The sequence below is a fragment of the Streptomyces sp. NPDC001880 genome (assembly GCF_053594575.1).
Window position 1 is genome coordinate 1 of sequence record NZ_JBSFET010000156.1, and the last position, 7,457, is coordinate 7,457.

At 67.1% G+C, this 7,457-nt stretch carries 8 protein-coding genes and 2 pseudogenes; 5 read left to right on the forward strand and 5 right to left on the reverse strand.

Annotated features, from left to right (window positions below; translation table 11 throughout):
- The coding region (locus ACWCQ6_RS34700) for an IS6 family transposase (RefSeq protein ID WP_451096128.1) at positions 1 to 490 on the forward strand (490 nt) is incomplete at its 5' end.
- 65 nt (positions 491 to 555) lie between these two features.
- Positions 556 to 1,083, forward strand: a complete 528-nt coding sequence (locus tag ACWCQ6_RS34705) for a hypothetical protein (RefSeq protein WP_451096130.1) — start codon at positions 556 to 558, stop codon at positions 1,081 to 1,083.
- Positions 1,084 to 1,658: 575 nt separating this feature from the next.
- Here ACWCQ6_RS34705 and ACWCQ6_RS34710 read toward each other — a convergent pair.
- Positions 1,659 to 1,961 (reverse strand): annotated as a pseudogene (locus tag ACWCQ6_RS34710) (DUF2399 domain-containing protein); the annotation flags it as partial.
- Here ACWCQ6_RS34710 and ACWCQ6_RS34715 point away from each other — a divergent pair.
- Both ACWCQ6_RS34715 and ACWCQ6_RS34720 read left to right on the forward strand, forming a co-directional pair.
- Positions 1,881 to 2,453 (forward strand): HNH endonuclease family protein, encoded by a 573-nt coding sequence (locus ACWCQ6_RS34715; protein ID WP_451096142.1) that lies wholly within the window; start codon positions 1,881 to 1,883, stop codon positions 2,451 to 2,453. The pseudogene ACWCQ6_RS34710 and the gene ACWCQ6_RS34715 overlap by 81 nt on opposite strands.
- Before the next feature lie 767 nt (positions 2,454 to 3,220).
- A complete protein-coding gene (locus tag ACWCQ6_RS34720) occupies positions 3,221 to 3,355 on the forward strand; it encodes a hypothetical protein (protein ID WP_451096132.1) in 135 nt (44 codons plus the stop codon).
- Here the strand turns inward: ACWCQ6_RS34720 and ACWCQ6_RS34725 are convergent.
- The gene (locus ACWCQ6_RS34725) at positions 3,339 to 4,571 is read right to left on the reverse strand and encodes a hypothetical protein (protein WP_451096134.1); all 1,233 of its coding nucleotides are present in this window, start codon (positions 4,569 to 4,571) and stop codon (positions 3,339 to 3,341) included. The genes ACWCQ6_RS34720 and ACWCQ6_RS34725 overlap by 17 nt on opposite strands.
- A gap of 1,046 nt (positions 4,572 to 5,617) precedes the next feature.
- Between ACWCQ6_RS34725 and ACWCQ6_RS34730 the strand changes: the two genes are divergently transcribed.
- Positions 5,618 to 5,890 (forward strand): hypothetical protein, encoded by a 273-nt coding sequence (locus tag ACWCQ6_RS34730; RefSeq protein ID WP_451096136.1) that lies wholly within the window; start codon positions 5,618 to 5,620, stop codon positions 5,888 to 5,890.
- Between the two features lie 8 nt (positions 5,891 to 5,898).
- Here ACWCQ6_RS34730 and ACWCQ6_RS34735 read toward each other — a convergent pair whose 3' ends face one another.
- The 3 genes and pseudogenes from ACWCQ6_RS34735 to ACWCQ6_RS34745 form a co-directional block, all read right to left on the reverse strand.
- On the reverse strand, positions 5,899 to 6,084 hold the full coding sequence (locus tag ACWCQ6_RS34735; protein ID WP_451096138.1) for a hypothetical protein: 186 nt from the start codon (positions 6,082 to 6,084) through the stop codon (positions 5,899 to 5,901).
- A gap of 206 nt (positions 6,085 to 6,290) precedes the next feature.
- Positions 6,291 to 6,830 carry a hypothetical protein gene (locus tag ACWCQ6_RS34740; RefSeq protein WP_451096140.1) on the reverse strand — a complete coding sequence of 180 codons (540 nt, stop codon included), beginning with the start codon at positions 6,828 to 6,830 and terminating at the stop codon, positions 6,291 to 6,293.
- A pseudogene (locus ACWCQ6_RS34745) lies at positions 6,827 to 7,363 on the reverse strand (transposase); the annotation flags it as partial. The gene ACWCQ6_RS34740 and the pseudogene ACWCQ6_RS34745, both read right to left, overlap by 4 nt.
- Positions 7,364 to 7,457: the final 94 nt, after the last annotated feature.

Consider the following 7,457-nt stretch of genomic DNA (forward strand, 5'->3'; position numbering starts at 1 on the left):
GCACCTGGACGAGGTCTTCGTGAAGATCAACGGTGAGCTGAAGTACTTGTGGCGGGCCGTCGACGCCGACGGCAACGTGCTCGACATCCTGGTCCAGAGCCGAAGGGACAAGGCCTCAGCCCGGCGCTTCTTCCGCAAACTGCTCAGGAATACCTGCTCGGTGCCGCGGGTGATCATCACCGACAAGCTCCGCTCCTACGGCGCGGCCCACCGCGAGGTCATGCCCTCCGTCGAGCACCGTTCCCACAAGGGCCCGAACAATCGGGCCGAGAACAGTCATCAGCCCACCCGGCAGCGCGAACGCGCCATGAAAGGCTTCCGTAGCATCGGCGGAGCCCAGCAGTTCCTGGCCGCGTTCAGCGGTATCTCACCCCACTTCAGGCCCCGCCGCCACCTGATGACCGCCGCCCACTACCGCACCGAGATGACCACCCGCTTCGCTATCCGGGATCAGATCACCGGCGTCGCCGGCCTGCCTGCCGCGGCCTGAGCACAGAGCCGGAACCCGGCCCCACCACACCCGACACACCGTCAGGCACGCACACACTCAACAACGTGACAGCGCCCTGGGTACGGAAGGTACGCAGGGAGCAGCCCCGGCCCGAGTGGCTCGCTGATGCCTACCGGGAGTACCGCCTCGCCGGGGAGGAGCGGGCCCAGCAGAAGGCGGTGGCGGAGCAGGAGGAGACCGCGTGGCGGGCAGCACCCGCACCACCGCATCATCCCGCGCCCGCATCACGCGCGCCGCGCGCCGTCAACTGGGTCAGCGTGCCGATCCTGCGCACGCGGGGGTGGACGGACACGGCGATCCGTGACTTCCTGCCCGCTCCGGAGAGGACCCGCGTGAACCCGCACTTCAGTTCGGCTGGCGGGCCGCAGCGCCTGTGGTCGCCTGGCACCGTCGGGCGGGCGGAGGCCACGCCGGAGTGGCAGGCGTGGCTGGAGAAGTCGCTGGCCCGACGAAGGACCACACTGGCCGCCCTCGCCTTCCCCTCCGACGACGAGAATTTCCTCGCCAAGCTCCAACGCGTCCAGGATGCCGTCGATGCCGCGATCGGTGAACAGCCGGCACGCCCCGCGTGATCCCTTGCCGGGCTCCGCGATACCCCCTGCGCGGGGCTTGGTGTCGTCAGTTGAAAGGCGGCTCGGGCGGCCGGTCCCACCTGGACTGCATGGCGGTTCCCAACGGCTCGGCCGCTGCGCCGCCCCCGTCCCATCGCCCCAGTAAACGTCGGCGGGCTCCTGGGCAGTGGAGTGGGCGCGGGCCTGGCAGATGTGAAACATCGTCAGTACGTGCAGGTGTGGGACGTGGCGGGGTCCCCCATGCAGTGCTCGTTCGCCCGCGGATGTTGGGGGCGGAAAGCCGGGGACCGTACCGGCCGGCCCGCTGACCTGCCTCGCACCCGCCGCACCGCAGAACCCCCCGGACGCCGCCCGGACCCCGCCAGCACACGGCTGTGCTTAAACACCCCCGACCCCCCGAACACCGCGAGAGGCAGGCGGCTGCCCTCACGGGTCAACCGGCAGGTGATCGTTGACCCGTAGACGGCCGTGAGGGCTATTTCAACTCTTCGAACCGGTCCGAACGTGGCTCGGAACTATGCCCCGCTCTTCTCGATGGCCGCTTCGCCCGCCCCTGCTGCCCCTCCAACTCCCAGTCACGGGTCGGTCGGTACCTCTCTCGTCCCGCAGGGAGGGGTGAGCAAGCGTGCGAGTGCAGCATCGTGTTCCTGGTAGATCGCCCGTCCGCCCGCGCGGAGGACGTCGGCGAGGGTGGGGTCGCATGTCTCGGGCAGGACGCTGAGGGGGATGGCGGAGGGAATGCTGCCCGCGGTGTGGACGAGGTCGGCGTCCATGGCGATGAGCTCGGCTCCGTACAGCTGCCGCACGGTGGCGGCGATCTGAATGCCTGCGGCGTCGAGGCCGCCCGCGTAGTACAGCGGGATGCCCTGGTCGGCAGTGAGCTGGAGGAGGGCGTGGGTGAGGACGGCGACAGCTGCTCGACGCGCAACGAGGTTTTGCTTGCGGAGACGGTCACGGCGCCGGAACAGGGGGCGCGATGCGCGCTGACGGGAGGCGAGTGGCGGTCGTACTACGACGAGGTCACGGTCACCGCTGCAGGCAAGCTCGATATCGACCACATTGTGCCCTTGGCGGAGGCGTGGGACAGCGGGGCCTCGGCATGGGATGCCGACCGGCGCATGCGGTACGCGAATGACCTTGGCGCCGAACGCAGCCTCGTCGCGGTCACCGCGAAGACGAACCGGTCCAAGGCGGACAAGGACCCGTCGGAGTGGATGCCGCCGGCCGAGTCCGCGAAGTGCACCTACCTCGCTGACTGGACCGCCACAAAGCTCCGGTGGAAGCTGACCGCGGACGACAAGGAACGGGCCACGCTGGAGAAGCTGTCCGAGGGCTGCAACACGGTCATGAAGTACGAGGTCGCCCCCTGATCCGGCATTCCTGAAGTCATCGCATCCGGGTCCGGCCAGCGTCCCGTGACGGCCGGACCCGGCCAACACCTCCACCGCCAGGTCCGTCTCCACCCGCGTTTACGGGTCGCCCCCGGCCTGCCGTTCCGCGACCACCGTCGTGCCACCCAGCGCCTCACCGACCCGTACTGCAAGAACAGGCTTCAGCCTCGCTGACAAACGGGCGGGTCCGTCCTCGTCCCCGAAGGCCAGGGCCGCGGTGCGGTCTGCGCCGCGGCCCTGTGAACGCCACCACCATTCCACGGTGTCCGCGTGCTACTGGTGAAGTGCCGGTAATCGAGAGTTGCAGTATTCGTCAGGTGGCGGGGCCGGTGCGGGGCACCTTGATCCGCCGCACTGGCCCTCCGCCGATTCAGAGGAACGTTTGCCCTGTGTGGCGCTCATCGGCAGCCATGGGGAAGCAAGGTGATTTTGAATCACCCGACGCTAGAAGGGACGTGGGTGCCAGGATCGTCCGTATGGCGCCCGCTTCCAAGAGCTCTGACGTGCACGCAGACATCCCGGCACCCTCGCAGCCGTCGTGGATCCCCTGTCTCGGAGGGCTCCCCGCACCGGGCGCCCGCGTCCGTTGTTTTGGGGTGGATACCGAGCAGGTCGGCGATGACCACGGGCGGCAGGTCTTCCAGGGCGCAGGCGGTGACGAGCAGACCGCGCACGTAGGCGGTGGCAGCCCGTTGCGGTAGCGCGTCGCCCTGTGCCGTTCCGCCAGGCATCCGCTGGTTCCGGAGATGTTCGACGTGGAGACTCTGCGCCGGGCGGTGGGGGAGGCCCGGCTCGGCACGGGAGACTCGTACTCATGGGACCGTGTGAACAGCTCGCTCGTCCTGGTGGCCTGGCTGAAGCGGCTCATCGCTGGCTCTTGATGTCCCACAGGCTCCGCACATGCGGGCCCGCGACGAGGTCGACGAGGCCGTAGCGGCTCACCAGCTCGAGTTGTTCCGCCTGTGGGAGGACGCGGTTCTCCTCTCCCTTGCGCGCGACGGTCGTCGTCACGTGCACGCCCTGCGGGCCGAACTTCCAGTAGACGGTGACGAAACGCGCGTCCCTCGTGTGCTCGTCGAGCGCGTTGTTCTCGTGCACCCTGGCATGGTAGATGAGGGAGTCGAGGCCCCTTTGCTGGTCCTGCTTCACCTGTGGGGAGATCTTGTCCCCACTCCAAGAGTTCCCCACGAACTGGAGTGGCGGCTGCAGCACGAGCCGGTCCTTGCGCGCGAGGCTCGCGGTGGCGTAGAACGCCACCTGGTCGTACGGCGTGTTCATGGGCAGTTGCACCACCAGTCGGGTGGCGAAGGTGCCGCTCGACTCGATCCATTGGCCAAGGGGCATCCACGGTTTCGCCTCCACCAGCTCGCCGGGTTGGTACACCTCCCGGCGGGAGAGCGGGTTCACCACCGAGGATTTGGACCACTGCTCGGTGTCGACCCGCCACTGCTGGCGGAGCCGGTCCTCAGGGCTGAGCGGCACCCGTAACCCCATGGCGTGGAACTCGGTGCCGAGCACATAGAAACCCACGGAACCGTGGTTCTGGATGGTGATGTCGACCGGTACGGAGAAGGCCTTGCCGTCCTTGCTGGGCATCGCCGTTCCTACGGACAAAGTGATCAGAGGCTCGGTATTCCGCTGGTACGGCACGTAGAGGTTCTGATAGCTGAAATTGGCGACCGCGATGATCGAGGAGACGATCACCGCGGCGGCCACCCGCTTCGGAGCGGGGATCAGGACCGTCGTCCGCCACACCGTGAGAACGGCCCAGGCCGAACCCGCCGAGAGCGCGGCGAACAGCGCCGGATACCACTTTGAATTGCCGTCCTTCAACGTCTCGACCAGAACCAGGACGTTGGTCAGCAGGGCCGCGAACGCGCCGATCAGAGCGAACAGGCCGGAGTACGGGAAGGAGTGCCGGATCCAGTGGTCCAGCACCCCGGCGGCGCCCAGCAGGGTGGTGAGCGCGACCGCGAGAAGGACGGCACCGGTGATCCGGCCCGGGAAGGTCAGCGCATGGGCGAAGTCCTCGGCGCCGAACCGGGCCAGCAGCGCCGTCGTCAGGATCAGGGTCAGCAGCACGACCGCGAAGGACACGCGTGACTGCCAGGTTCGCAGCGAGGGCCGTACCGCTTTCGGGCGCAAGCCGGGGTGGGGCCTGGAGGGAGTCCGCACCCGATCACCTCCTGAGACCGGCTGTCGTGCAGCGCAGGTGTGCGGCGCGGCCCCAGGAGACCTGCTGCCGCGCCGTGGGTCCGAGCACCATCGTCCGTGGTGATCCACCGATTCGCCATCGGGACGCCTCCGGACGTGTAGCCTCCCCGGCACCGGTGTGGTCGATCGCCCTGTTGGGGAGGGGTTCCAGGTGCTGCGGCTTCTTCCCGGCCCGGCGGATGTCGCCGAGGACTACGGCGCGGTCGAAGGCGTTATCCACGCACGACCGTGTCTCACGATAGCCCTCCCGCTGTCCGCCATGACCTTGCGCAGGTGCCAGCCCAATACACGTCCGTGAAGCTCACAACACGCCTGGTCAGAGCCGAGGTCCAAGCATCCATGGGCTCGGTCGGCGACTCGTTCGACAATGCCCTGGCGGAGAACCTGTGGATGGTGATCAAGACCGTGTGCATCCGCGGCCGGGTCTTCGCCACCAGGGCTGAAGCTAACTCGCGCTCTTCGAGTACATCGACTCGACGGCTTCTACAACCCCCACAGAATCCAGAAGTGGCTCAGCTACCTCAGCCCGATCGAATACGAGGAGAAGCACTACGCCAGCCGAGCAGCAGCCGAACAAGTGAACCTGAAACCACGTCACCCCGCCCTGACCAGCCAGTCAGCCACCCCCGCGCAGCGGGGGAACCTCAACCCGACGCCGGACCGAAGGCCGCCACCGACTTCGCCCAGGCCTGCCGCACGCTCGCCGCAGCCACCTGCCAGACCCGCATTGAACTCGCCGATCACGCAACGGACGCCGCCGACCGTTTGCGCGCGACATCTGCGGTTCGTATATATCGTGCGCATACTGGAGGCGCTAGGACGAGAAAATGCCCAATTCCAGCCAGAGGCGTGCCATGACTGCTCTCGGTGCTGTCATGGAGAGGGCTCTGCATCTTCGGCGGGGGGATGACGAGAAGGAGCACCCGTAAATGGCGGCGACCGGTGAGTCCGGCCAGGCTGAGGGCGAGGTTCGAGAGCCCTCGCAGGAGCGAGTCAAGAAGATCTCGATGAACATGCAGGTCGACGACCTTGAAGATCTACGCGAGTGGGCAGCGGCAGAGGGCACGAACATGTCAGAGATCATTCGTAGGTCGCTCGTCGTGTATCGCTATCTACTTACTCAGAGTGACCGTGGCGTCAAGATTCTGCTGCAGCTTGAAGGTGAGCGCGAGCGTGAGCTGATCATTCGGGCAATCCGGTAGAGGCTCGGCTACTTACCACGGTCGCCGAAGAAGAACCCGACGGCTATCCCCGCGAGGGCGCCCATGGGGGCTGTGGCTGTCGAGATGTCTCCAGCCTTGTAGGACTGGCTCATGCCGATCAGGATGATCGCGAGAACGGCGGCGGCGAGTCCGACGGCAAACCAGAACAGTCGCTGTTCTTTCTTCGCGGCCATCTGGGTGGTCCAGTCCGGCGGCCCCCAAGCGCCTTGGGGGCCGCTGCGTTCTGGAGCGGGTGCCGTCCGGCCGACAAGCCCCCAGTTACTCGGCTTGATTGGCCCGATGTCTCCAATGTTCTCTTCTGTGTCATTTCTTGCCATATGAGTAAGGTCAGATGCGCAGGACACGTATGTCAATCAGAGTGAGACTGGGCCTGGCTGCCTCATTCGTCCGGTAGCCGTGTTCGTGGCGGAATATTCGGGCCGTCACTCACTCGTCCGAGCGGGTGAGAGGCTTGAGAGGGCGGTTCGCGAGTTGGTGTCCGTTTCCGGATGAGGCTGGGGCCGGGTTGCCGGTCGCGGTGGTTACTGCTTCCTCGTGAAGCTGCCGACGTCCCCTCGGTGAGGATGTCGAGCTTGAACAGGCGTTTCAGCTTGGCGCGGGTGCCCTCGATATTCTTCGGCAGCAGTTCGTGGTCAAGGGCTTCGCAGACGTCACGGGCCCGGAGGGGGCTGGCGGCTTTGGGGGCGAGGATGCGGGGGTAGTCCGGGTGCTCGGGCAGCTCTGGGAAGGCGGCGTGGATGGGGATCCGGTCGGTGAGGGCGGTGACGGTCTTCCGGGTGATCGCGAGGTACTCGAGGTGGGTCTCCGTCTCCAGCAGCCGGCCCTGCAGTTCGGCAATCGGGGTGCGGAGGTCGTCGGCCAGGGCCCGGGCGGCGTCCTCCTGGATGCCGAGTGCCTCGAGTAGGGGCTGGATACTCACGCGGTCACCGTCTGCGCATCGCGCCAGGTGGGAGTGTTCGCGCCGGTGAGGCGGCGGGCCACGACGTGGGTCATGGCCCAGTAGACGCGGGAGGCGGAGGAGGCCAGGCAGTGCTCGTAGTCGCGGACCAGGCGCCGGTGCAGTATCAAGATCCCGTAGGTCTGCTCGACCCTCCACCGCTTCGGCTGCGGCACGAATCCCTTGTCCTGCGGGTTGCGTTCGACGATCTCGACGTCGATGCCCAGGCCGACGCCGTGCGCGACGACCTGGTTCTTGAAGCCCTGGTCGACCAGCGCCTTGCGGGCTGTGCCGCCGGCGTGCGCGGCGACCTGGTCCAACAGGGCGATGCCCGCAGCGTTGTCGTGCGCGCTCGCGGCGAGGACGGTGACCGCGATGACCAGACCGAGCACGTCCACGGCCAGCCCCCGCTTGCGGCCCGGCACCCGTTTCGCGGCATCCCGGCCGGTCGTGGAGGCAGGGACCCCGGCAGCAACGTGGACGCTCTGCGTGTCCAGCACCACCAGGGTCGGGTCCTAGTACTGCAACCGCATCTGGGGTGACCATCAAGACTGGCTGTCGTTGGTATGACTGTGTACTCATGAGTTGACGGTCGAGCAGGTCGCGTCG

Coding starts and splice junctions, on each gene's coding strand:
- ACWCQ6_RS34730 (WP_451096136.1), top strand. CDS start 5,618: ATGGCGGCGACCGGTGAGTCCGGCCAGGCTGAGGGCGAGGTTCGAGAG.
- ACWCQ6_RS34720 (WP_451096132.1), top strand. CDS start 3,221: ATGTTCGACGTGGAGACTCTGCGCCGGGCGGTGGGGGAGGCCCGGCTC.
- ACWCQ6_RS34735 (WP_451096138.1), bottom strand. CDS start 6,084: ATGGCCGCGAAGAAAGAACAGCGACTGTTCTGGTTTGCCGTCGGACTC.